General features: G+C 39.3%; 15 protein-coding genes. 6 read left to right on the top strand and 9 right to left on the bottom strand.

What is annotated here, in order from left to right; all coding sequences use genetic code 11:
• Positions 1 to 84 precede the first annotated feature (84 nt).
• The 3 genes from FNZ24_RS04675 to FNZ24_RS04665 all read left to right on the top strand — a co-directional run bounded on the left by FNZ24_RS04675 (position 85) and on the right by FNZ24_RS04665 (position 3,328).
• Positions 85 to 1,125, top strand: a complete 1,041-nt coding sequence (locus FNZ24_RS04675; protein ID WP_153913287.1) for a LacI family DNA-binding transcriptional regulator — start codon at positions 85 to 87, stop codon at positions 1,123 to 1,125.
• 260 nt (positions 1,126 to 1,385) lie between these two features.
• A complete protein-coding gene (locus FNZ24_RS04670) occupies positions 1,386 to 2,345 on the top strand; it encodes a transporter (RefSeq protein WP_228768375.1) in 960 nt (319 codons plus the stop codon).
• 50 nt (positions 2,346 to 2,395) lie between these two features.
• Positions 2,396 to 3,328: a DUF808 domain-containing protein gene (locus FNZ24_RS04665; RefSeq protein WP_153913285.1), complete on the top strand. Its 933-nt coding sequence runs from the start codon at positions 2,396 to 2,398 to the stop codon at positions 3,326 to 3,328.
• Positions 3,329 to 3,353: 25 nt separating this feature from the next.
• Here the strand turns inward: FNZ24_RS04665 and FNZ24_RS04660 are convergent, their stop codons facing one another.
• The 5 genes from FNZ24_RS04660 to FNZ24_RS04640 all read right to left on the bottom strand — a co-directional run bounded on the left by FNZ24_RS04660 (position 3,354) and on the right by FNZ24_RS04640 (position 12,724).
• Positions 3,354 to 4,697 carry a GGDEF domain-containing protein gene (locus tag FNZ24_RS04660; protein WP_153913282.1) on the bottom strand — a complete coding sequence of 448 codons (1,344 nt, stop codon included), beginning with the start codon at positions 4,695 to 4,697 and terminating at the stop codon, positions 3,354 to 3,356.
• The gene (locus FNZ24_RS04655; RefSeq protein WP_228768374.1) at positions 4,691 to 5,773 is read right to left on the bottom strand and encodes an ABC transporter substrate-binding protein; all 1,083 of its coding nucleotides are present in this window, start codon (positions 5,771 to 5,773) and stop codon (positions 4,691 to 4,693) included. Before FNZ24_RS04655 ends, FNZ24_RS04660 begins: the two co-directional genes overlap by 7 nt.
• Before the next feature lie 196 nt (positions 5,774 to 5,969).
• Complete coding sequence (locus FNZ24_RS04650; protein WP_153913280.1) at positions 5,970 to 8,480, bottom strand: glucan 1,4-alpha-glucosidase; 2,511 nt, start codon at positions 8,478 to 8,480, stop codon at positions 5,970 to 5,972.
• A gap of 83 nt (positions 8,481 to 8,563) precedes the next feature.
• Positions 8,564 to 10,147 (bottom strand): MFS transporter, encoded by a 1,584-nt coding sequence (locus tag FNZ24_RS04645; protein WP_153913278.1) that lies wholly within the window; start codon positions 10,145 to 10,147, stop codon positions 8,564 to 8,566.
• 555 nt (positions 10,148 to 10,702) lie between these two features.
• Positions 10,703 to 12,724 (bottom strand): glycoside hydrolase family 97 protein, encoded by a 2,022-nt coding sequence (locus tag FNZ24_RS04640; RefSeq protein ID WP_228768378.1) that lies wholly within the window; start codon positions 12,722 to 12,724, stop codon positions 10,703 to 10,705.
• 545 nt (positions 12,725 to 13,269) lie between these two features.
• Between FNZ24_RS04640 and FNZ24_RS04635 the strand changes: the two genes are divergently transcribed.
• Positions 13,270 to 15,528, top strand: coding sequence for a molybdopterin-containing oxidoreductase family protein (locus tag FNZ24_RS04635; RefSeq protein ID WP_194944995.1), 2,259 nt, complete (start codon positions 13,270 to 13,272; stop codon positions 15,526 to 15,528).
• A 24-nt stretch (positions 15,529 to 15,552) separates the two neighbouring features.
• Positions 15,553 to 16,095, top strand: a complete 543-nt coding sequence (locus tag FNZ24_RS04630; protein ID WP_153913272.1) for a 4Fe-4S dicluster domain-containing protein — start codon at positions 15,553 to 15,555, stop codon at positions 16,093 to 16,095.
• Between the two features lie 138 nt (positions 16,096 to 16,233).
• Here the strand turns inward: FNZ24_RS04630 and FNZ24_RS04625 are convergent, their stop codons facing one another.
• The gene (locus FNZ24_RS04625) at positions 16,234 to 16,677 is read right to left on the bottom strand and encodes a hypothetical protein (protein ID WP_153913270.1); all 444 of its coding nucleotides are present in this window, start codon (positions 16,675 to 16,677) and stop codon (positions 16,234 to 16,236) included.
• Between the two features lie 181 nt (positions 16,678 to 16,858).
• On the opposite strand from FNZ24_RS04625, the gene FNZ24_RS04620 reads away from it, so the two are divergent.
• Positions 16,859 to 17,539: a TorD/DmsD family molecular chaperone gene (locus tag FNZ24_RS04620; RefSeq protein WP_153913268.1), complete on the top strand. Its 681-nt coding sequence runs from the start codon at positions 16,859 to 16,861 to the stop codon at positions 17,537 to 17,539.
• A 171-nt stretch (positions 17,540 to 17,710) separates the two neighbouring features.
• Here FNZ24_RS04620 and FNZ24_RS04615 read toward each other — a convergent pair whose 3' ends face one another.
• The 3 genes from FNZ24_RS04615 to FNZ24_RS04605 form a co-directional block, all read right to left on the bottom strand.
• Entirely contained in the window at positions 17,711 to 19,723 is a 2,013-nt protein-coding gene (locus tag FNZ24_RS04615; protein ID WP_153913266.1) for an alpha-amylase family protein, read from the bottom strand.
• Between the two features lie 61 nt (positions 19,724 to 19,784).
• Complete coding sequence (locus tag FNZ24_RS04610) at positions 19,785 to 21,680, bottom strand: glycoside hydrolase family 13 protein (protein ID WP_153913264.1); 1,896 nt, start codon at positions 21,678 to 21,680, stop codon at positions 19,785 to 19,787.
• Positions 21,681 to 21,739: 59 nt separating this feature from the next.
• Complete coding sequence (locus FNZ24_RS04605; protein WP_153913262.1) at positions 21,740 to 23,251, bottom strand: tryptophan halogenase family protein; 1,512 nt, start codon at positions 23,249 to 23,251, stop codon at positions 21,740 to 21,742.
• Positions 23,252 to 23,320 lie beyond the last annotated feature (69 nt).

Below are 23,320 nucleotides of genomic sequence, written 5' to 3'. Positions count from 1 at the left end.
ATTAAAACGGTGATTATTAGGGTTATTTTAGGTATAAACAGGGTGTGAGTACCTAAAATAACTATAAAAAGGCCTGATGCTAATATGACATCTAAAGCTACCTCCATTGATATTGCTTATCGCGCTGGTGTTTCTCAATCAACGGTTTCTCGTGCGCTGAGAAATAGTCCCTTGGTAAATCTCGAAACTCGTCAACGGATTCAAGCGATTGCAAAAGAGTTAAATTATAAAGTCGATAAGAATGCCAGTAACTTGCGCACGCAAAATAGCCATACTTTGGCATTATTAATCTGTGAAGATCCCACCAACGATGAATCGTTAATTAATCCATTTTTTCTTTCAATGCTCGGTTCTATTACTCGTGCTACAGCTCAACAAGGCTACGACTTGTTAGTGTCTTTTCAGCAATTATCCAGTGATTGGCATGCTGATTACGAAGATAGCAATAAGGCAGATGGCATTATTTTATTGGGCTATGGCGACTACGTAGATTATGAGCACAAGCTGCAAAAATTATTAGAACAAAACACTCATTTTATTATCTGGGGTGCTGAGCATAATAACAAAGAAGTGTTGTCTATCGGCTGTGATAATCATCAAGGTGGCGTTATAGCGACTGAACATATGATTTCATTAGGTCTGAGCAAAATAGCCTTTTTAGGTGATGCTTCTGAGCATAGCCCTGAATTTCGTGACCGTTACTTGGGGCATGCTGAGGTACTTAAAAAAGTCGGTATTAAATTGAATAAAAAGTGTCAGTTTGACGCGATTAGTACCGAAAGCTCTGGTTTTGATGCAGCGATGAAATTATTAGATAGCGGCCATGAATTTGACTCTATTTTCGCAGCCAGTGATTTGATTGCTATTGGGGCTATTCGCGCGCTTAAAAAACGAGGCGTTAGAGTACCAGAAGATATCGCTGTGGTGGGTTATGATGATATTCCTGTCGCTAGCTTTGCCAATCCTTCACTTACTACCGTTAAGCAAAATACTAAATTAGCAGGGGAAATCTTAGTCGATAGTTTATTAAAACTGATAAGAGGCAAAGAAGTGGGTCCACAACTCATCCCAACGAATATGGTAGTACGTCATTCGTGTGGCGGTAATACTGACATTGAGGATTAAGCCGGTAACAGTGAATTTAGAAACGCTTAATCAAGAAAGTTTGCTATTGTGATGAAAATAATTGATCGACTGTCACTTTAGCCTAAGCACTGGCTATAGACACCCCCTAAAACTTACGGTGTCTCAAAATTAATACCTACTTATCTCGCCGTTATTTTTCATCAGATAACGGCGTATTGTTTAACACATGCTTTATAAGAAATGTTTAACACTCACTTTGAAACTCAAATTGTAAAATTATTCAATAACTAAGAGCCATTATGGAAAATGAGTTTAATAAAAGTATGGATTACTTCAAAGTCATAACGCAATTTCTGCAGGATTTACCAAGAAATACAGTGATATTATGTTGTTTTATCTGTGTTTTTTCCTTCCATGCTAAGTCACAAGACCTTGAGCCTAGAAGTTATACCAACATTCCTATTAATATGCATTTCTTGGCTGTTGGCTACTTACATTCAGAAGGTGCGTTATCACCTTCACCATCAGTCCCTTTAAAAGATGCTCATTTGAAATTAGATGCGGCAGTACTAGGTTATGCTCACTCATTTTCCATAGCGGGTAGATCATCAAAATTAGATATGTCGGTATCTAGGATTTGTATGAAAGGCTCTGCAGATTACCAAAATGAAGTTGTAGAAGCTGATCGTTGTGGCTATGGCGATCCCAATATAAGGCTTACTTGGAATTTTTACGGCGCACCTGCTATGGAGCGAAAAGACTTTGCTCAATACAAAGAAGGGTTAGTCATTGGGTCAAGTTTACAGCTCAGTTTACCTGTTGGGACTTATGACAAAAATAAACTCATTAATGCTGGTGCCAACCAATGGGTTTTTAGACCTGGTGTGGGTATGTCTTATACCATCGGCGATTGGCAATATAGCGCGATGACATCGATTAGACTCTATAGTGATAACGACGAGTTTTATAATCAAACTGAGCTCGAGAAACAGGCTCAATATACATTCCAAGGGCATATTATTTATAGTATTGGTCGTGGGCAGTGGTTATCGTTAAGTGGTAATTATTTTGTTGGAGGCGAAACTGCTAAAAACGGAGTTGACGCCGATGATTCACAAGATAATTCTCGTTTTGGTTTAACTTATTCATTGGCTTTTAATCAGCACCACAGCATTAAACTAAATGCCAGTACTGGCGTCATAACGCGTATAGGAAATGATTTCGATACATTTGGCCTAGTTTGGCAATATGCTTTTTAACTAACATCTTCTCATTAGCGACATCAAAAAGAATAATACAAGGATGAAATATGGCTGGTGCAAGCTTATTAATGTTATTGGATGACATTGCTGCGATTTTAGATGATGTTGCTGCAATGAGTAAAATAGCTGCCAGAAAGACGGCAGGGGTATTAGGTGATGACCTAGCCTTAAATGCTCAACAAGTCTCAGGTGTGGCCTCTGAGCGCGAATTACCAGTAGTTTGGGCGGTGGCTAAAGGCTCATTTTTTAATAAATTAATTTTGGTCCCTGCAGCTTTATTGATAAGTGCTTTTATTCCTTGGGCGATTACGCCATTACTCATGTTTGGTGGCTTGTTTTTGTGTTTTGAAGGCTTTGAGAAAATTCATCACTCATACGTACATCGAAAAGACAAACAAGCCGATATAACTGAGACACAAATTGTCGAAAAATCTGCACAAGACATTGCAGATTTTGAGAAAAAGAAAGTAAAGGGGGCAATTAGAACTGATTTTGTATTGTCAGCTGAAATTATCGCGATAAGTTTAGGCGTCGTTGCTGAAAGTAGTTTACTGAGTCAGTTTTTAACCTTGAGTGTTATTGCCATCATTATGACGGTGGGGGTTTATGGTTTAGTTGCTGGTATCGTTAAAATTGATGATTTAGGCCTGTATCTAACTCAACGCAAAGGTGAGGGAATTCTGGTTGCCATGTGGCATAAAATTGGGTTTTGGTTATTGGCCTCTGCTCCATATTTAATGAAAGGACTCACTATAGTAGGCACCATAGCCATGTTTATGGTCGGAGGAGGCATATTAACCCATGGCATTCACGCCATTGGGGCGCAGATTGCAATGATCGCTTCACTTATGGGTGAACTCGCCTACGTTGGTGGGGGGTTAGCAGTGATTACACCGAGTGTATTAAATGCAGTGTTTGGTGTTGTTGCCGGTGCCATAGCGGTTACTGTGATGAATATGATTGTTAAAATTAGAGCTTAGTCAGTTGCTTATTCAAATAGTCCCTTTATCCGTTTTGTGTTTGATTTGCCAAGTGCTTTTGGGCAAGTATTTCTTGCCCATCAAAACAGGCACAACCGTCTAACTGCTTTGCTTTATACATAAATTCATCGGCCTGTTTAATTAACCGGTCTCTTGAATTAGCCTGGAAGGGGAAGTAGCTAACCCCCATACTAGTGGAAATTGAGATTTCCTTACCCTCAAATGAAATAGGTTGACTCACCGAATCTAGAATTGTTTGCGCTTTAATGGCAATTTGATCAAAGTTTTCAATTATTCCTAAACAAACCAAAAACTCATCTCCACCTAATCTGCCGACAATATCTGACTTACGGGTGCATTCTTGTAGTCTGAAAGCCACTTGTTGCAGTACCTCGTCACCAGCGTCGTGACCCAAGCTGTCATTTATCACCTTAAAATCATCAATATCAATAAAGAATAATGCGACTTTGTTCTGGGTGATTTTGGCTTTGGCAAGCTGCACATCTAACGCTTTTTCTAATGCTCTGCGATTCATTAATCCAGTTAAATGATCTTTTTCAGAAAGGACCAGTAGTTGTTGCTTTTGTTTTTCTAGTTCACTAGTTTGGCGATTAACCTCTTGTTCTAATTCTTGCTTTGATACCATTGTTGCGTCTAGTTTACTGGTCATATTGTTAAAAAAGGATGCCAGTAAACGAAATTCAACGTCTAAATTACTTGCATTGATTTTATGGGTTAGCTCGCCGTTTGATAAGGTTTGTATCCCCATTTTTATTCGAGAAAATCCAATTTTAAAACGCTGATATATTGAGAAGTTAATGACAAGTACTATGATGGCTGCGAGGATAAGACCGAGTGAAGAGTAGAGCATGACTGATGTAATAGCGAGCTCATTACTGTCTAGTATTTTTTTATTTAAATAGGCAACTTCCTCTGACATATTCTCAATCAATATGTTGTAGCGATAACGTAGTAGTTGTCTTGCTTGGGTAACTTGAAAATCTGAGAGCTGTGTACTTTGAGATGATAGCTTCGACTCTTGATCTAATAAAGACGCCATATCATTGGTTAGCTTTTTTAGATTAAACACTTGCTGAGCATAAAATCTTTGTTTATCAAGCTTGTCGGCAAGTGTTTGATGAGAGAGTTTAACTTGGGTAAAACTGTTTTGATCTTGCCTTTGAGAAAAAAGCCAAAGCTGACTACGAAGTGCATCAATGTTAATTTGTAATCCTGAAAAATAGCGCAAAGCATCGGTTGTTTTATGTTGTGCTGAATGAATTTGTAAAAATGAAAAACTCAGCAATAGGGTAAACATGAAGCTGACACAGAGTAAGATAAGCAGCTTGCCATTTATTGAGTTTACCATGGAGACTCCATGGCTACTTTTGCTTGCTCAAAAGGGTAACTGTAAATCACATCCCTAAAGTTTGGTTCTTGACCCAAAACTAATCCACTTTGTTTCGCCCAATGGGATTGTGTTTGCAGGCTTGAAAGCAACGAATTACCGATACTGAGCCTAAAAATATAATCATTCCATGACCATTTAATTTGATTTAATGGCACATCGAGGTGTTTTGCCACAATAATCATTGCAGCATCAGGGTGTTCGTTAATCCAATTTATTGATTGCTCAAGTACAGCTATTATTTCTATTGCCTGTTTGTTTGCCAGTTTATGATCAGGTGTACTTGCTTGTGTCAGACGCGATCGTTTAGAAATTAAATTAAAACTAAGCTGATAAATCCCCTGAATGCCTAAATTGGTTATTTCGGTGTTAGTTAACATCTTCACCTGATAACCATAAGGCTCCCAAATTGAAATAGCATCTACTTGATGGGAAACCAACGCGACTACAAGTTCCTTCGGTGTTAAGTAAATCTTTTCAATATTTTCAGTTTCTATGCCTTGCGCCAGCAGTAAAGTATCAAAGTAGTATTCACTTGAACTCCCTTTAACTATCCCGACTTTATGTAGCTTATTGTCTGACGCCGCTAAGCTTTTGCTATTGAGTATTTTGCTACCAAGAGAAAGGTGTTTGTTTAGTGTGAGTAACTTTAAATCATTAGTTGATTGGACAAAACTTGTTAGCAGGGCGATATCATGGGTTTGGTAACTTTTAAACATCGCTACAGATTCTGATGTTGTCGCAAAGTCGACTTGTTCCTGAATTAAGGCTTCACTGCAAGCGACGCCACCTAAACATTGTACAAATTCTACATTAAGGGGCGCTTGCTCAAACAGGTTTAAATGTTCGGCAATAATAAATGGAGCACTGAGAGGAGTTTGGGAAACGCCGATTTTTATCAGCTGATGATTCGTTTCGGTGGAATCTGTTGTTGGAAAAAGCAAAAGTATTAAAGAGATGACGATAATGCAGATAAAAATGACTGCTAACTTAATCGATGCAGTGCTCTTTAACGTGGAGTGTCGCTGGCTTTTCAAAGTCCAATCCTTAGACAAATAATTTTATTATTATTAATTCTAGATTAAGTATTAGAAATTGTAGGGTTATTTTAGTTTTTTTACGTATTTTTCTATATTTAATGGGGTTTTGGTTCATTTGGGTAATCGTGGAAATAAAAAAGACCACAAGAAAGTGGTCTTTTAACTGTGCTAATTTTAGTTGCTTTTTTAGGTATTAGTTTTTCAGTTTATCAGCAACTACAGGGTAGAAGTCCCAAACCGCTTTATCGGTCATTGAACGGACTAATTTAACGTACTCGGCATGGGTCCACGCCAGTGGCGTTGCTGAGTTGGTGCCTTGACCCATAGCATAGTTATAACGGGTTGCATTTCCAACTCCGTCCCATGCTTGTTCTGGAAGCATCATGCCTTCATTAGCAAAGGTTTCCATGCCCTGAACATAAGTATTAATCAATTGTTGGTGTACTTCTGGTGTCAGAGTGTCAGTAGATTTTGCTAAAGCAAGTTCGTAATGACCACGTTCACCAGTAAAGAAAGGCCAAACTCGACCACGTTGATCGGCGGTATTGCCTTTTTCCGCATAGCTTAAACCCGTTGTAATATCTTCACCGTAACCATCATTGCCATAACGTCTGAAGCCAGGGATTTTACTACCATCTTTAGCGGTAAATTCGTATTTAACCCGTAAATTATCCTCAAGATTGGTGTCATCGATTAACATTACGCTGTTTTGAATAACGCTATCGTTAGCCACTTTTACACCATAACGAACGAGTTCTAAAAAGCCGCCGTCTAAAATTGTACGTTGGTCTAGACCAGGCTTACCGTTGTTATCAAGTAATTTATCATTGTTATTAGGATTTCCATTTGGGCTAATACGTACGTAATAAGGTTTGTTGTCTTTCGCTAATTCGCCGTTATTAGTGACCATAGTACTTTCAAGGCTGGCTTCAAGTTTCTTAGCAATAGCTAAGTACTCTTCGCCTTGACCGTCTTTAGCAAGTTCAGCTAAATCACTTGCTGCGATAAGACCTGCAATGACAGCTGCTGTAGTCGATGGCGAGAAACCAGCTTGTTCTTCCCAGCGCTCTTGTTGGGTGCTAGGTGGTGTGATTTCAGTATCATTCCAATCAAGTTTCACTTTACCGCCAGTGACTAGGAAGTCTGCCGCTGGTTTGAGCATGTCTTGATACCACTGAGTGATTTCTGCATCAGTTAATACGTCAGCTTGCCATAATTTCCAACCAAGCATGATTGGCATTGCAGTTTGATCGAGTTGCACGCCAACCCACTCAATTTCGCCATCAACATGGGTTTTTTGTAAGAACCAACCTGGAGTTCCAACATACTCAGGAGTTTGTTGGCTAACTTGTACTTTTTTCAAATATTCGAAAGCAACTTTTGGCGTTTCAGTATCACCTAAGGCTAAAAATGCCATTGCGCACTGATAGAAATCTCTTGGCCAAACAGCTTTATAACCAGTACTACCGACTTTAGCTGAAACTGAATCACCCCAAGGGTTTGATAGCGAAGCGATTAACGCCCCTGCATGGGTTTTATCTTCTTGAGCCTTTAATACTAATGCGCTGGTATAAAGGAGCTGACCGTCATCGGTAGTATTAGAACTCATACCATTAATAGCCGGTAATGAGGCTAAATAGTCTTTCCAGCCAATGTGCTTATCATCACCTAAATATGCACTTAATACTTTGTCATAACCTGCATTTAGCGTTGCATCTGCGTTAGCCAAACTGCTTTGCTTATCAGCGCCAAAACCAATTACTACATTCATCTCAAGGGTATTTTCGCCTTGGGCTTGATTCAACGTCGGGTATTGCGCAGTTAATGCTACATTTCCAACTGAAGTGTTATCTGAGCTGGTGGTTTGATAAAGATTATTCAGTTTTCCATTATCTTTTAAATCGACAAGGCCACCAGATGTACCAACAAATCCAGCACTTGCTTGAGTGAAAGCAACATCAGATTTGATTGTCATTACTGATGAATCTGCATTATCTGTGTAAGCCAGCAAAGCTTGACCTTCAATTGCTGCAATGTCATTGGCGCCGCTGTTATCAATATGCGGATTTGCATATAAATGAGGGGTAACGCCGTCAGCAAATGCTGTGAAAACGACTTTCATCATCATGCTGTCACGGTTTGGATCAGTAAAAAAGTGTTTCTCAATTTGATATTGACCATTTTTAGCTTTGTTAATGACTTTATAAGCTAGTGATAAAGGTCGGCCTTGATCATCTTGATGTAAATACTCGATGGTACTGATAGTGTCTTCTTTCTCTGTATCAATAAAACCGTCACCAGTGACAATAAACTGCATTTCTTTGAGCTGAGCGTTATGGATCATGCCGTACATGGTTTCTGTGAGAATACCCTGGGCAAGAGAGAACCATACTTTACTGACTGGATTTTCGACGCTGCTTTGATATTGGCCATCTACGTAAGGTTCATAAGATGTACCAATACCGGTTTTACCTGAAAATGCCCACGTTGGGTCAATACCTGGCGCACCTGGTGCTGATTGGACATCAGTTGTGGTAGAAGTGGTCGTCTGAGCAACTTCAGCAGCGGGATCAGCACTCTGTTTACTATCGTTTTGAGAGCATGCCGATAGTGCCAATATTGATGCACTAATTAACGCCACATTGACAGCTTGTGCTAAAGGCGTTTTTTTATGTGTCGTGTCATTGTTTAACAAGATTTTCATTACTGATTTCCCCAATTTGAATTCTGTTTTTATAATATTTCTAACTCGTTAATTGGCTTTATTAGCCAGCTAACAGGATGTATTTAAACGTCGCTTTTTGGCTGGTCGACAAATAACACGGCAATACCAGCGATAATCATAAATACGCCGCCGGTAATAAGTGCATAAATGGGTTCGCCATCAAATAAGGTTTTTAAAATAACCCCTAGTACGCTAGCAGCAAGCAGTTGAGGGATAACGATAAAGAAATTGAATATCCCCATAAATACGCCCATTTTTTTAGGCGGTAAAATGCCTGATAACATAGCGTAAGGGACAGATAAAATTGATGCCCAGGCTATGCCAACACCAATCATAGGAATCCACAATAAGGCTGGATCTGTGATAAAGAAAAAGCTGATGAGTCCAAGTCCACCTAAAGACAAGTTAATCGTATGAGCAAATCGAATACCTACGGCTTTGGCTAAGAAGGGGATAGCGATAGCTGCAAGAGCGGCAAATCCGTTATAAGAAGCAAACAAGATACCAACCCAGTCTGCGCCATCATTGTAGGCTTTTGTCAGTACATCTGAAGTGCCGTAATGATAAGAGGTCACTGCTGATGTGGTATAAATCCACATGGCAAATAGAGCAAACCATGAGAAGAACTGCACTATGGCAAGTTGATGCATGGCTTTTGGCATATGAAATAAATCATCAACCACATTAAAAACCATACCGAGTGATTCTCGTTCTGCAATGTTGGTGCTAGTCACTTTTTTGAGAGCCATTGAGCAGTACAGCTGAAGTGGACCAAAAGTGAAAATACCTATGGTGAGAATATAGAGTTGTTTGTCTAAATCAAAACCGAACACCAGACCTGTAGATACCGCGCCAACTGCCATCCATAACATAGCCGCAAACTGATATTGTTGTGGTGTACGAGAGCGAGTTTCTTCCGTAGTTTCTATACCTGTGTCTGCTTCGTCATGAGCTTGAAACGCACTGATTTCTTCTGGTGAATATTCTTTAGAAGTAATGATTGTCCAACCAACAGCAAGAAATAACACTGCGCCGCCAAAGTAAAATGCATAACGAACAGAGTCAGCAATTTGGCCTTCAGGAGCAGTATTGGCGACATCAAAGTAGTTGGTTAATAAGTAAGGTAGGGCAGAAGCTACCACAGCGCCGATGCCGATAAAGAAGCTTTGCATTGCATAGCCTTGGGTACGCTGCGATTTTGGAAGGTTATCACCGACAAAAGCACGAAACGGCTCCATTGCAATGTTGATTGATGCATCCATTATCCAAAGCATACCTGCGGCAACCCAAAGAACGGGTGAGTGCGGCATGATAAATAATGCAAGCGTGGTACAGATTGCACCAATAAGAAAATAAGGACGACGACGGCCCAAACCGTTCCATGTGTTATCGCTTAAGTAACCTATGATAGGTTGAACGATAAGGCCAGTTAATGGCGCGGCTATCCATAGTATAGGGATTTCATCAATTTCAGCCCCTAAGGTTTGGAAAATTCGACTAACATTAGCGTTCTGAAGTGCAAAACCAAATTGGATCCCCAAAAATCCAAAGCACATATTGAAAATTTGCCAGAAATTAAGTTCTGGTTGCTGACGGCGCTGTATCTGTTTTGAAGCCTGAGGCTGGTGAATATTTTCGGCAGACATGTATCTTCCTTTATCTTCCATTATAAATGGCTCGTTCAGCATCATGGCTGAATTCTTATTTTACTAGTGGCTAGTGCTAGGTACTTATTACGTCCGATAAAACGATAGTTAAAAAAATGGCGAATACTCATCTCCCTAAGACGGGTATTCGCCAAAGACCTCGTATTGTTTACTTCGGTTGATAAGAAGTTAACAAAGGTACTCAAAACCTGACACAATCCGATGAAGGTGATGCGCCAGTAACGACCTAGCCCATTCCATCCCCACAAGCAGAGGAAGAAATTTAGCAGGTTTTATATTAGCCTTGAGGCGGATTTTGGCACAACCAATTACATACGTATTCATCATTTATGCACAACGAAAGGTGATCATATTTGTAACAGAGGTGCAGCGATTATAGATTCTGGGTTTTAATTTAAAATGAAGAATAACGCACTGTAAATGAAGAAAAACCTGAAGGCAATGTTCAAATTGCACTTCAGGATTTTGTATAAAGGGTGGGTGAGATTGTTAAATTATCTAGATGCTAACCACTAACAGCAAGCAAATGAGAATTTATAAAGCTTTAAATCGTATAGCAGTACCACCACTGGTAGCTAATGACATCACAATTGATTCTTTTGCAGTGACGGTTTTACTTTCAATAACATAGTCATATGGATTAGTTTTCCAATTGGCCTTTTCACCATCACGATAAATTTGAGCTTGGTATTGTTTATTAGGGCTTAAAAAGTCCAATTTAATGTCAATTTTACGGGCATCTTCATCGGTTAATGCCCCTAGATACCAATCTTCTGAAGCCCTATCTTTACGTGCAAATGCAACATAATCTCCAATCTCGCCAGCAACCGCGACGCTTTGGCTCCAATCAGTAGGTACATCTTGAATGAACTGAAATGCATCTAGCCTTTCAACATAGTTTCTTGGTAAGTCTGCAGCCATCTGTATTGGGCTATACAACACAACGTACAAGGCTAATTGTTTTGTAAGGGTCGTTTGTACTCGATTAACCGCGTCTAAGCCTTTTGGAGCAAGATCAAATATACCAGGGGTAAAATCCATAGGACCAGACAGCATTCGGGTATAAGGTAAAATAGCGGTATGTTCTGGATTATTAGGCGGCGTGCCCCAAGCATTAAACTCTTGCCCGCGAGCGCCTTCTCTTGCAATCCAGTTAGGGTAAGTACGGCGAAGGCCGGTATCTTTTATTGGTTCGTGAGTATTAATGCTAATTCCACGTTTTGCAGCTTCTTTAATACTGTGCAAATACTCATTTACCATGAACTGGCCGTCGTGCCACTCGTGACGAGTAATGCCATTTTCATCTACACGTTTTATATCACCGCCATCAGCAACATAACCTGTTTTGATTTGTGTCACGCCATGGGCTTTGTATAAATCATAGGCATCACTCATTTGGTTGCGGTAATTGGTTACCGAACCTGATGTTTCATGATGACCGATTAAACGCACATTTTTAGTCGCGCCATGCTGGCTGACCGCGTCTATATCAAAATCATCATATGACTGGGTAAAGCTAAAAACGTCTCCATTATGAAACCAACTGCCATCCCAACCTAGATTCCAGCCTTCAACGAGCACGCCATCAAAACCATATTGAGCAGCAAAGTCCATATATCGTTTAGTTTCGCTGGTGGTCGCACCATGTTTTTCGCCTGAGCCCCAAGTGTTCTCGTTTAAATGCATGCCCCACCAAATACCGACATATTTGCCTGGTTCAACCCAAGAGACATCACCAAGTTTGTTAGGCTCATTTAAGTTAAGGATTAAATCTGAATTAAGTAATCCTGTGGCTTTTTCTGCAATTTGAATGGTGCGCCAAGGTGTTTTAAAACCGGGTTGGGTTTTGACTAAAGTCCCATCTGACCATGGTGTTAAATCAGCTTTAAGTGTGCCGTCTCGTCGTTGGTCGAGCACCATAGCGGCATAGTCTGTTAGCGCTGCTTCATGAATACTAAGATGCACCCCAGATGCTAATTTATAGGTGAATGGTGTGTGGGCACGATCAACTTTATTAACGCTAGTGGTGTTATATAAATACTCGTAGCGATTCCAGCCGCGACCGGGTATCCACCATGCGGTGGCATTATGGGCATCAGGGACAGAAAATTCAGTTAATTCATTGGTGATATTTAGCGAAGTGGTTGAATTTAGTGCAGCTTGTTTCGGCACGATATACCTAAAACCAATACCGTCATCAAATGCCTTAAACTCTAAAGTGAATTGATATTGTCCGTTTGATAAGGTGGCACTGAGTTTGTTGTGGTTATCTTCAATCCACTCGCGTTCACCCCAAGGTTGTTGCCAGCGAGATGAGTTTGAGGATTGTGAAGTGTCAATAATATCAAATCCACTGCCGAATTCCCCCAAAGACTCAAATACCAAGCCAAGTCTTGAGTTGAGTACTGCATCTTTACCGTTAAATAACACCTTATATTCAGGTCTGTCGTTATCATCAGTGATTGAAATAGAAATGCTGTCGTTAGGAGAGTTCACTGAAACGGTTTTAGCAACCACAGTGCTGTGACTAGCCATCAATGCTAAACCGATAATCATAGGTAAGTTAGCAAGCTTATTGATTGGTCTAGTCTGAGATCCCGCTTTAGTCGATATAATCCTTGATGAAAACGACATTTATTACTCCAGTTTTATAATTTTTATATGTCCTCATACTAAAACTGTTCATAATTTAGCTGCAATTTACTGCATACGTATTCAATCTCTAAAACGTATATTATTCATATATGAATATTAAACATTGCCAACATTTCTAATTTTTGAAAAATACAAATAGCTCAAAAAGTGCTCAATAAATTAATTATCAAAAATAGTGGATGTATCGATATTTGCTTGCTAGGAAAAAAAGCTTGATTAGTTTGATTGATACATTTGTATATAGCTTGAGCTTGTTTGGCCGCTTCTTTGTAACAAGCGACTAATGGCGGGCTGATATAAGTAATTGTTATTTCCAATAGTAGCAATTGTGACCATGTTAATATTGCAGCTAATTGCTTGAGCTAGTTAGAGAATCTTTACAAATCTAGTGTTTGGTAAATTTTACCTTTGTTATGGTTTCCTTGAATAACAACAAGGAAAATATCATGGCAATGAATAGACGTAGCTTTTTAAAAGGCAGTAGCGCTTTTGCATTTTCTGCGAGCATCATGGGTTGCTCTAGTAGTGATGATGACTCACCAAGTGAACCACCAGTTACTGAGCCGCCAACACCAGAACCAGATGGTGTATTCCATACCACATGCCCAAGAAACTGCGGTGATAGATGTAGCTTGTTAGTTTCTACCAAAGATGGTGTTGCAGTTTCTATTACAGGTGATCCATCACATCCAGTTACTGCAGGTACGCCCTGCGTTAAAGGCCATGCATATTTAGAATCTATTTATAGCCCAGATCGAATTCAGCAGCCGATGAAACGTGTTGGACCTCGAGGCCCAGGTGCGACGTTTGAGCCAATCACTTGGGAGCAGGCTAACAGTGAAATCGCTGCTAAGTTGAATGAAGTAATTGAAACTTATACCGGTAATGCCATTGTGCCTTATTTTTATTCAGGCTATAGCGGTATTAGCGCAAGTTCAGGTTCGAACCGTTTCTTTAATCGTATCGGTGGTCGTAATTTACAACGAAATATTTGTGCCAGCGCAGGTTATTCTGGCATGAGTTCAATTCTAGGCGAATTCTCAGGTCCAAGCCCTGAAGATTATGTGAATACTAAGTGTTTTGTATCTTGGGGTACCAACGAGCAAGCCACCAATATACACCATCTTAAATTCATCAACGAAGCCCGTGATAAAGGTGCCAAAATCTTAGTGGTTAACCCTGCTAGAACACCACTCGCATCTCAGGCTGATATATGGCTTCAACCTACACCAGGTACTGATGCGACTTTGGTAATAGGTATTGCTAAAACGCTAATTGAAGAAGGTCTGCATGATACAGGTTTTATCGATGCACATACCCAAGATTACGATGCGCTTCTGGCTCGTTTAGAAGAGTTTACCCATGAGCAAATTGAAGCTGAAACGGGTGTAACTAAAGCACAATATCAGTCATTTGCTAGAACTTATGCCGGCGCTGAATGCGCAATGATCCGTATTGGTTATGGCTTACAACGTACGCTTAATGGCGGGCGTATGGTTAAAGCTATTCCAACCATAGCTGCTCTTACTGGCAATATCGGTAAAGTGGGCGCGGGTGTTGTGTACTTGAATACCCAGGCTGGTGGCATGTTTGATTGGGGCTACTGTAGCGGTAATCACTTAACGCCAGAAGGTGCAGTAAGGGATACCGTTAATATCAGTGAAATTGGTAAATCGCTATTACCAGAAGATTATCAACATGAAGATGGTCAAGTGGGACCGCTAGCTTTTGATGAACCGTGCGATCCAATTAAAGCAATGATTGTGTATTCAAGTAATCCTATTGCTATCGCGCCTGACGCGGATTTAATTGAAATTGGTTTAATGCGCGATGATTTATTCTTAGTCGGTATCGATTTATTCCAAACCGATACTATGGACTATGTTGATTATCTATTACCTACCTCAAGTTATATTGAACAATCAAACATGATTGATAGTTATCATTGTTACTATGCTAAACACAGCACACAAGCAATTAGCCCTCTATATCAATCAAAACCAGATACGGTTATTTTCCAAGATTTAGCTAAAGCAATGGGTTACAGCGACCCTGAATTCAGTGAAAGTATCGATGATATTTTGCGTGGCACTTGGCAAGGCAACATCAGCTACGATGAACTCTGTGTACAGAATTGGGATAGTCCAATAGTCGATTATCCTTACCGTAAAAATTATGACTTCCCAACACCCAGCGGAAAAATTGAATTTAAAGATACTAGCGGGACTTACTTTGATCCTGAAAAATTCAATCCAGTTATCGATACTGGTACGCCAGAGTCAGATGATTTTGCAACAAAGGGCATGACAGACGATGAAAAGGCGCGAGAATTCCGCCTATTATCACCAGCTCACCCGAAACTGAGTAATTCGCAGTGGGCGAACGTGAAGTATATCGAAGGTACTTTCCCTCAGCATACTGTCTATATTCATCCTGATGATGCGATGCGCAAAGGTATTAGTGACGGCGACCAAGTCAAACTAGTGGCGAGCCGTTATGGGCAACGAGATGTCACTATTCAATATATTGCTAGAGTAGAACCAATGACACCCGCTGGCACTATTTTCGCTTGGAAGAATGCTTGGAAGAAGCTTAATGAAAATGGCAGCAACACTGCGGTAAACCAGCTAACTAACAGTGAGTTAACTGACATGAACTTTGGTTCAACATTCCACTCAACCCGTGTTGATATCGCTTTGGCGTAACCCAATTCATTAAGGAATAAACAAATGACTGAACAAAAATGTTTTGTATTTCGCCAAGAAAACTGTGTAGGTTGTGAAGCGTGTACAGTAGCCTGCCAAGCAGGTAATGATTTAAACGAATTCATTACCTTACGCGATATTAGCCAAGGTGAAAAAACCAATAGTGAAGGTAGGCAAGTATCGGTGTTCTTGAGCCAATCTTGTCATCACTGTGCTGAGCCTGTGTGTGTTGAAAAGTGCCCAGAAGGTGCAATGGTACAACGAGATGATGGCATAGTTTATATCGACGATACTATGTGCATTGGTTGCGGTGCATGTAAATTTGCATGTCCTTACAATGCACCCAAAGTGGATCCTAATCGTGGTATTTTATCTAAGTGCGATATGTGTAAAGACAGACTTGCTGCAGGTGAAAAGCCATACTGCGTTCAAGGTTGTCCGGTACAGGTATTGGATGTAATGGATCAAAGTGAAGCTTTAGCTTTGCCTGGCGCGAGTCTATCTGGTGATGGTCACCAGGACTTAGGCACTGGACCTTCTACAGTGTTTATTAAACTAAGAAATTAACTTTGATATTTAGCTTAAATTTTAACAAAGCAGTTAATCCTTAAACTAATACTAAAGTTTAATAAAAACGCCAGTTAAATACTGGCGTTTGTTATTTGGGAGACACTTTAAAACAGTCGATACTTTTATATAAATATTTTAAACCGTGAAACGAGAGTTTCTGCTTTGGTTTAATTCTCTGATATGTTTGTCCCAGTTATGTGCAACTTGAATAACTGAACTGGCATGAACTAATAATTCTTGGTTATGCGATAAATCAATATCTAGTGCGAAACCTCTTGCTAATGCAATAATAGAGTAATCTATTTTAGTTATGGTTTCTTGATTTATACTCTTATTGATAATGATGCTAAAAGCATTAAAAAATACAGTGAGAAGTTCAGCATCACTTAACGTCTTCGGTAATGGGTCAACACGAATAAAGTCAGTTATAACAAGGCTAGATAGCTTTCTACTAATGGAATCTATTGATTTTGGTGTGTTTGAGGAAGCTAACCAAACTGCTTCATCCTTTAAGCTCTTTTCTATTGCACTGGCCAGTTCCGCTGCACGCCATCTTTCTTTAAAACTCATGACTAACATAATTTTACCTATCATGTATTAACAGCAATAATTTATAATACAAATAATTATTTAAATGGTTAATGATCTAAATCACTGTCTTATAAATTGGTCTTTAAATGTTTATATAAATTGGAATGTATCACAGACATAAATAATAACCTGAAATACTATGGAGTGAATTAAATAATAAGGAAATAACATGACTAATGCTGATAACGTTAAATCTATGGCGTTAATGTTTAATCTTTTAGCAGAAATTTTTTATCGAAATCCTGATGAAGAATTAAAGCAAACGATATCTGAACTGGATAACTCATTATTTGTAACAAATGGAACTAATTTGCAAGATCCAGTATTAAATCTGCTAAATGACATTAAACAGCTCGCCATCGTGACTCCATTAGTGGACTTAAAACAAGATTTTAATATGTTATTTTTACGTCCCAAGGGTAAGTTGGCATACCCTTGGGGATCGGTGTACCTCAATAAGCAAAATCGTTTATTTGATCTAACAACACTAGCGTTTATGGAGTTTTGTAAAAAATATCAGTTGAACTTTACCTTGAGCCAAAATGAACCTGTTGATCATTTTAGTTTGATGCTGGTGGCTTTGATCCATTGTATGGAGCTTGATGAAGCAGAAGAGAATACTAGCCTTAATGATTTCAATGAATCACTCTGTGAGCATCCAGAAACAGATAGGGCGGCGACCCTGCTGAAATTACATTTATTACCATGGTCTGGTCGATTTTTATCTCTGGTTGTTGAAAACAGTGAATCAAAATTTTATGGCGCTGCAGCGCAATTAAGCCAGATTTTGCTTGAACAACTGAAGCAGGATTATCAGATATCACTTGAACCTGTTGTGTTATATAAATAGCGTTTAATATTAGTGGCTTAGCATTGCTTAAATGCTACAAAAAATAGGCCGGATAAGTTAATTATCTGGCCTATTGATTTTCGCTTTAAACTAGAGCACTAAAAGTCTAACTATGTCCTTTGGGCAAGATTAATGACACTTATAGTGTTAAACAAGACAGCGCTATAGCTGTTAGTTTTTAAGCTTGATTTCAAGCACTTTAGATTCAAGTGGGTTTAGCTTCACCTGTAATGCACCGATACCATCATTTATTTCAAGTTGTTCTGATTGTGTAAGGCTAGGGTTTAACAAGTCATTTAATGTGTATTGAGCCTTATCAAGTTTAGCTAAATCAATCAGTTCAGCAGGCAATGTTAATGTGAAAGATGACTCTGCTGTTTTACTAAAATTACTCACAACAACTATTACTTGGGTATCACTATAACGACTAAATGCGAATACCTTATCATTGTACCCAGTCTGATTGTGAAGCTCTTCCGCTGTTGATTCTAAAAGCTGTGAACGATTTGAACTATCAAGTTCAAAGTAATGACCATTTAACGCTGGGGCGGTATGGCTGAGGTTTAGTAAGGTTTGATAGTATTTACGTAACGTCTTTTCAGCATCTGTTGATTGCCCACCATCAAATAAACCATTGTTCATCCAACGTTGGTGTGCTGGCACGCCAACATAGTCAAAAATACTGGTTCTAGTGGGTTGACCAAATCCCGCATTTTCAGCTCCTTGTTCACCAACATCTTGACCAAAATACAATAAGGTCGGCGAACGGCTAATGGTGGTTGATACAACCATAGCGGGTAGGGCTGCTTCAGGGGAACCAGCAAAATCACTTGTATGAATACGCTGCTCATCATGGTTTTCTAGGAAATGAAGCATGTGCTGTTCAATATCCAAGACTTTAGCTTGGTCAGCGGCAATTTGAGCAGTAGATTCTTTGTCATGAATAATATCTTTAAGGGTGTCGTATAAGTCGACTTTATCGTACAAATAATCCATTTTTCCTAAGTGGATATAATCACGATATAGACTTGGGTTATACACTTCAGCTAATAGAAATGCGTTAGGATTGATATGTTTAATATTACTGTTTAAGTAACTCCAAAACTCAACAGGCACCATTTCAGCCATGTCATAACGAAAGCCATCAACGCCTTTAGCTAGCCAGTACTCTGTAATGTCTTTAAATTTAACCCAAGAGTCTGGGATTGATTCTGGTTGTTGTGATTGCCAAAACTGGTGATGCTCTGCAGCTGGTTTTGTCGCGAAACCTTCAGGTAAAACCGGAAAGTCATAAGAACCATCAGGTTTAACGCCGTAATTGACTTTGACTGTTTCATACCAGTCATTGGCATCTGGCTTCGCCAAGCGTGAACCGTTTCCTGTCCATTTAGCAGGGACTTCATTAAATTTTCCATCGGCTGAAGGATGCAATTCACCGCCTAATGGTGAATAACCATTAATTGGATCAGGGACATTAAATTCTTCACCAACAACATAATAAAAATTGTTATTTTTAGCGTATTCAACTTGAGTATTATCATGCTGCCCGAAATGACGGTTTTCAGGTAAATTAGAGTTCTGGTCAAGTGATTCATAACGACGGGCGACATGATTAGGAACAATATCAATGATGACTTTCATGCCATTATTGTGTGTTCTGCTAATTAGCGCTTCGAATTCCGCTAAACTATGTTGCGGGTTATCAGCCAAATCAGGGTTAACGTTATAGTAATCTTTTACAGCATAGGGAGATCCTGCACGACCCTTAACCACATCTGGGTCATCATTACTTATACCAAACTCGGTGTAGTCATTAATGACTGCGTGATGAGGGATCCCTGTGTACCAAAGGTGAGTGGTTCCCAGTGATTTTATGTCTTGTAGGGCAACATCAGTAAAATCACTAAATTTTCCTACACCATTTTCTGCAATGGTTCCCCAAGGTTTATTCGTGGTGTTAGTGTTACCATATAAGCGAGTAAAAACTTGGTAAACTACAGGTTTCCCTTGCAATGGAATTGCGTGGTTGTCCTTGTTTGTAGCTTCAGTTTTTACTGTTTGTTCTTTGTCTGAACTAACCACTGTAGTTTGCGTACCATTACTATTTTGACCTGAACATCCTCCTATTATTAATGTGAGGATCCATAAAGGCAAACTGGATAACTTTGTCGGTTTTAATTGCATACTTGTCTCTTTTGACTGATGTTAGTTTTGTTTTTATATGCTGTATCGAGCAATGTTTTTACTATCTTAAGCTTAAGATAGTGACACCTTTTTCTTTTAAAGTGAGCGTCTTATCTAATGAATACGAATGTTGACTAAGAATATCAACACCGGTTTTGTTATCGTTAATCACATCACTAAAGCGTGATAAATCAACATCAATTGCCTGTTCATTCTTATTATAAATAATCAAAACATCTTCGGATTTACCAGCTTGACGGTAACTTCTTGCTTGTACGTAAACGCCGTCTTTGGGCACATAATGCGATAATGTACCTTGCTGCAGTGCTAGAGAAGTTTTACGAAAATTTAATAAGGCTTTATTAAAGTTAAGTGCATCAGCTTGCGCTGAGGTTAAGTTTTTCTGAGTAAAAACATTAACTGAATCGGCTTGCCATCCCCCAGGGAAATCACTACGCACTAGGCCGTCATTACGATCTTTAGTGGGACTTTCCATTAGTACTTCTGTGCCATAAAACATTTGCGGAATACGATTGCTGCTCATCACATAAGCCATGGCCATTTTATAAGCGGCAATGTCATTGCCCATTAAACTGTATAAGCGATTCGTATCGTGATTACCTTCAAATAACACTAGATCGGTTGGTTTGGCGTAAATCACGTCATTGGCTAACATCTCATATAAATTAATTAAACCGCTGCCCCAATCTTCTTTTTCTGTCAGGCTTGAAATAAGAACTTCATACAATGGAAAGTCCATCATGCTAGGTGTGTGTGATACATAGCCATCGGCGTTTTGTTTTCCTGCTTGCCAGTAACTGACTGTAATTGGGTTATCAGTCCATTCTTCACCGACAATATTGAAGTTTGGGTATTCATCCATGATAGCTTTTGACCAACGAGTCAAAAATGATTTGTCTGCATATGAGTAAGTGTCTTCGCGAATGCCGCTTAAACCAGCATATTCCACCCACCAAATACTATTTTGTATAAGGTATGTGGCCATGAAAGGATCGTTTTGATTCATGTCCGGCATTGTGTCTGTAAACCAGCCATTTTCAAACTCGGCTCTGTCATTAGCCATTGCATATGGACCTTGAACCGTGGTTCTTCGATGACTGGTATACATGATGTTTGTAGGGTCTTGTTGCCATTCACTTTGACCATTTATCCATGTTGACGTAGGAAAGTCAGCCATCCAGCGGTGACCTGAGCCCATATGATTAACAATGACATCCTTGATGATCCCAATACCAAATTGCTGTGCTTCTTCCACTAATGATTTGTATTCTTCATTGCTGCCAAAGCGAGGGTCAATCTTGTAAAAGTCTGTGGTCGAGTAACCATGATAAGAGTATTTATCTTGGTTATTTTCTAGTAATGGATTTATCCACAGCTGGGTAATGCCTAATTCTTGTAGGTAAGGTAAGGCTTTGCGGATCCCCATGATATCGCCACCATGTCGCCCGTCTTTATCTGCGCGGTTGACGGTTTCTAACATAGTAGGGTGGTTATCATTGTCTGGATTACCATTCACAAATCTATCTGGTGTGATGAGGTAGATAACATCTTTGTTGCTAAAACCTTGTCTCTCACGCGAACCCGCTTCACGGCCTTGTATTGAGTAATCAAAGCTTTGAATAAATTTGTCGTTTTCATAAAGACCGAACTGCAGCGTTTGAGGTTGAGCATTTTTCAAATCAAGGTCGATGAAAAGGTGATTGGGGCTAGTTGATTGATGAGTTTGCTTTAGTTTTACACCCTGAGATTGATCTAACTTAACTTGCATCTGACTAATGTTCTCGCCATATACCAGTATCTGTAAATGGCTATTTTCCATATCAGCCCACCATGATTCAGGCTCAACAGAAAGATTGTTAATTTCGGCAAACGAAGGAGCTGAAAACATCAAAGTAGCCAGTAGAGAATAGGTAAATTTGTTGGGTTGATAAGTCATGTTGAAACCTTTTATTCTATTTTTTAATAATTACTGTTTGCTAGAAACTGCTAGTAAATTTATAAACGCTTGATGAAATCATCATGGCTTGGCATTTGATTAACAGCCGTTGCAATGATTTGCTTCACGTTAGCTAAAAATTCATTAAGATCACTATCGGTAATATTGTTAGCAAGAGGATTATAATCTTGTGGTTCAATCCCTTGCCCCAGTAGCACTTGGACCCAAGCTGCCTCTGTAAAAAGCTCATCTTGATAACGAGTTACCGTTCCAGTTGCTCGAAACAATTCTATTTTTTGCTTTAATGAATCTGGTATTGGCATGTCACGACATTGCTGCCATAAATCGGGCTCATTTGAAGAGTGTGCTCTGTTATTTACGTGATAATGAAGAATGATAAAGTCGCGTATTTGCTCAAATTCAAGTTTTGATTGTCGGTTATATTCATCAACATTGGCTTGATGTATGCCATTGTGAGGGAAAAATTTAGTGAGGCGGATAATTGCAGATTGGACTAGATGCAAACTCGTCGATTCAAGGGGTTCTAAAAAACCACTTGATAGGCCGATAGCAACACAGTTTTTGTGCCACTGCATTTCTCGGCGGCCAGTTTTGAAGTTTATTTTTTTAGGTTCAGCTAATGCTTTACCATCAAGATTTTCAAGTAATAATGATTTTGCTGCTTCGTCAGATATATGTTTACTGGAATAAACCAGACCATTTCCGGTGCGATGCTGTAATGGAATACGCCATTGCCAGCCAGCATTATGAGCAATTGAGCGAGTATAAGGCACTAATGGTTCAGAACGTTCACAAGGTACGGCATAAGCACTGTCACAAGGCAGCCAATGTTGCCAATTTTCATAACCAACGTTCAGTTGTTTCTCTATTAATAATGCTGCAAAACCTGAGCAATCAATAAATAAATCACCGTTAATTACCTGATTATCCTTTAAGGTGACAGACTCTATGTTCCCTTGGGAGTTGAGCTTAGCTGAGGTAATTAAGCCTTCAATTCGTTTTACTGATAAGTTTTCGCTGTATTGTCTTAGCATCTTGGCATAAAGAGATGCATCGAAATGATAAGCGTGAGTTATCCCTGCTAATGGCGAACCTTGGATTCTATCCATAAGGTTAAATTTATTGGCTTTTGCTGTCTGATAATTTAACGAATAATCCCAAAACGATGATGGCTCTTGGGAATGTGATGCTTGAGATTGTGACTTTTTCCAATAATGATGAAATTGGGTGTAACCAATATCTTTTCCAATGTCACCGAAGGCATGCATATAACTATCTTGTTGTTGCCCCCAGTTTTCAAACTGAATACCGAGTTTATAACTGGCTTGAGTTTGCTTAATAAAATCAGCTTCTTTAATACCTAAAACGCTATTAAAAATTTGTAGAGGAGGGATGGTCGCTTCACCTACGCCAATGGTTCCGATATCTTCTGATTCGATTAAGGTAATGTTGAGCTGGTTTTTAAAAAGTTTGATTAACATGGCCGCAGTCATCCAACCGGATGTGCCACCACCTACAATTACAATGTTTTTGATTTTATTGTTATTCATAGTAATCGCCTTTTATCTCTTGGTTTTATGAGTAAAAAAGCCCCTGTAACAGGTTACAGAGGCTTATTT

Source organism: Shewanella sp. TC10 (genome assembly GCF_009663145.1).
Classification (GTDB): Bacteria; Pseudomonadota; Gammaproteobacteria; order Enterobacterales; family Shewanellaceae; genus Shewanella.
Note: the sequence above shows the minus strand (reverse complement) of the source record. Positions and strands in the feature narration are given on the sequence as shown.

Excerpts from the sequence above, each read along its gene's own strand:
- FNZ24_RS04675 (WP_153913287.1), top strand. The coding sequence starts at position 85 with ATGACATCTAAAGCTACCTCCATTGATATTGCTTATCGCGCTGGTGTT.
- FNZ24_RS04670 (WP_228768375.1), top strand. The coding sequence starts at position 1,386 with ATGGAAAATGAGTTTAATAAAAGTATGGATTACTTCAAAGTCATAACG.
- FNZ24_RS04665 (WP_153913285.1), top strand. The coding sequence starts at position 2,396 with ATGGCTGGTGCAAGCTTATTAATGTTATTGGATGACATTGCTGCGATT.
- FNZ24_RS04660 (WP_153913282.1), bottom strand. The coding sequence starts at position 4,697 with ATGGTAAACTCAATAAATGGCAAGCTGCTTATCTTACTCTGTGTCAGC.
- FNZ24_RS04650 (WP_153913280.1), bottom strand. The coding sequence starts at position 8,480 with ATGAAAATCTTGTTAAACAATGACACGACACATAAAAAAACGCCTTTA.
- FNZ24_RS04645 (WP_153913278.1), bottom strand. The coding sequence starts at position 10,147 with ATGTCTGCCGAAAATATTCACCAGCCTCAGGCTTCAAAACAGATACAG.
- FNZ24_RS04640 (WP_228768378.1), bottom strand. The coding sequence starts at position 12,724 with ATGATTATCGGTTTAGCATTGATGGCTAGTCACAGCACTGTGGTTGCT.
- FNZ24_RS04635 (WP_194944995.1), top strand. The coding sequence starts at position 13,270 with ATGGCAATGAATAGACGTAGCTTTTTAAAAGGCAGTAGCGCTTTTGCA.
- FNZ24_RS04630 (WP_153913272.1), top strand. The coding sequence starts at position 15,553 with ATGACTGAACAAAAATGTTTTGTATTTCGCCAAGAAAACTGTGTAGGT.
- FNZ24_RS04625 (WP_153913270.1), bottom strand. The coding sequence starts at position 16,677 with ATGTTAGTCATGAGTTTTAAAGAAAGATGGCGTGCAGCGGAACTGGCC.
- FNZ24_RS04620 (WP_153913268.1), top strand. The coding sequence starts at position 16,859 with ATGACTAATGCTGATAACGTTAAATCTATGGCGTTAATGTTTAATCTT.
- FNZ24_RS04615 (WP_153913266.1), bottom strand. The coding sequence starts at position 19,723 with ATGCAATTAAAACCGACAAAGTTATCCAGTTTGCCTTTATGGATCCTC.
- FNZ24_RS04610 (WP_153913264.1), bottom strand. The coding sequence starts at position 21,680 with ATGACTTATCAACCCAACAAATTTACCTATTCTCTACTGGCTACTTTG.
- FNZ24_RS04605 (WP_153913262.1), bottom strand. The coding sequence starts at position 23,251 with ATGAATAACAATAAAATCAAAAACATTGTAATTGTAGGTGGTGGCACA.